3 protein-coding genes are annotated in these 1,720 nt (G+C 34.2%); 2 read left to right on the forward strand and 1 reads right to left on the reverse strand.

Annotation, left to right across the window (positions count from 1 at the left end):
* Together AA81_RS14505 and fmt are read left to right on the forward strand one after the other, a co-directional pair.
* On the forward strand, positions 1-150 hold a 150-nt coding region (locus AA81_RS14505; RefSeq protein ID WP_245863348.1), incomplete at its 5' end, for a peptide deformylase.
* Positions 147-1,106 carry a methionyl-tRNA formyltransferase gene (gene fmt / locus AA81_RS00355; RefSeq protein WP_103897864.1) on the forward strand — a complete coding sequence of 320 codons (960 nt, stop codon included), beginning with the start codon at positions 147-149 and terminating at the stop codon, positions 1,104-1,106. The genes AA81_RS14505 and fmt, both read left to right, overlap by 4 nt.
* On the opposite strand, the gene AA81_RS00360 is transcribed toward fmt, so the two are convergent.
* Positions 1,093-1,720: TatD family hydrolase (locus AA81_RS00360; protein ID WP_103897865.1), on the reverse strand; the 628-nt coding region annotated here is incomplete at its 5' end. The genes fmt and AA81_RS00360 overlap by 14 nt on opposite strands.

Here is a 1,720-nt window from a genome sequence, read left to right on the forward strand (position 1 = left end):
TTTCAACATGAAACAGATCATCTCGATGGCATTTTATTCACTGATAAATTACCCATTGTAAAGAAAGCCAGATTAAAAAAGGAACTGAACAAACTAATAGAAAAGGGTAAAAAACGTGCATTAGAGTTAGGTGAAGCGATAAAAACATGACAAATAGCAAGGATTTTAAAATTGTTTTCATGGGGACACCTGACTTCGGTGCCCAAATTTTGGAAGAACTAATAAAAAACAATTTCAATATTGTAGGAGTATTTTCCCAACCTGACAAACCTAAAGGGCGCGGAAAAAAGCTTCAACCAACACCAGTTAAGATAGTTGCCCTAAAATACAATGTTCCAGTATTTCAACCAAAAAGTGTTAATAAGGGAGAAGGATTTGACTTTTTGAAAGAGCTGAATCCTGACATTATTATCACGGCGGCTTTTGGAAAAATATTGAGAAAAAATGTTTTAAAACTACCACCAAAAGGTTGTTGGAATGTTCATGCTTCTCTATTGCCAAAATATAGGGGAGCAGCTCCGATTCAACGAGCTATAGAAAATGGAGAAAAAGAAACAGGAATCAGTATTTTCAAGATGGTAGAAGCTCTGGATGCGGGAGATATCGCTATTCAAAAAAGTGTCCCCATTGAAATAAATGACAATTATGGCTTGGTTTATGAAAAATTATTATCACTTGCCAAAGATGCTGTTTTAGAGTTTTTAAACTCATTCGATCAGTTAACTTTGAAACCACAAAATGAAGAAGAAGCCTCATATGCAGAAAAAATTACAAAAGAAGATCTTAAAATAGATTTTAATAATGACACTATAAAGGTTCACAACAAAGTTAGAGCTTACGATCCATACCGTGGAGTAAGAAGCGTATACGAAAAAGAAGAGGTAAAGATATTTGGTTCGGAATTTTCTGCTGATTTGTTGACAATAGAAAACAAAGAAGAGCCTGGAACAATAATCGCTATTGAAAAAGACGGCATACTTGTAAAATGTAGAGACGGGGCTATAAAGATAAAAGAGATACAATTCCCTGGCAAAAAAAAGATAACCACAATAGATGCCATTAATGGGAAAAAACTAAGATTATTTGGACAGTTTAGCCCTTATTAAAGAAAAGCTTTTCAACGTTGCTTTTTGTTATCTCTTTCAAAGTTTCAACATCTATCCCTTTTATTTCGGAAATTTTCTCATAAACATACTTTACGTACGTTGGGTTGTTCCTTTTTCCTCTATAAGGTACAGGAGGTAAAAAAGGGGAATCTGTTTCAGGCAAAATTCTTTCAACAGGTGTTTTTTCAACCACTTCCCTCAATTTATTATTTTTTGGATAAGTAATCGGACCATCAAAACCTAGATATAAGCCCAAATCCAAGAATTTCTGTGCTGTTTCCCAATCACTTGAAAAACAATGAACGACACCTTTTCTTGCTGGCAATCCTTTTTTCTGCAAAAAATTGTATGCCTCTTCATATGCGTCTCTAATATGAAAAACTACCGGTAAACCCATTTCTTCAGCGATATCTAATTGTGCATCCAAACTTTTATACTGGTCTTGTTTATTCGTTTCCCAATAAAAATCCAAGCCGATTTCGCCAATTGCTACAATCTTAGGATTTCCTGCTAGTTCTTTTATTTCATCTAAATCTGTTTCCTTTAATCCCAAGCTTTCAGAGGGATGTATTCCAACAGCTCCAAATATTTTTCCCTCATCTTTTACAAAATCT

The sequence above is a fragment of the Petrotoga halophila DSM 16923 genome, assembly GCF_002924615.1.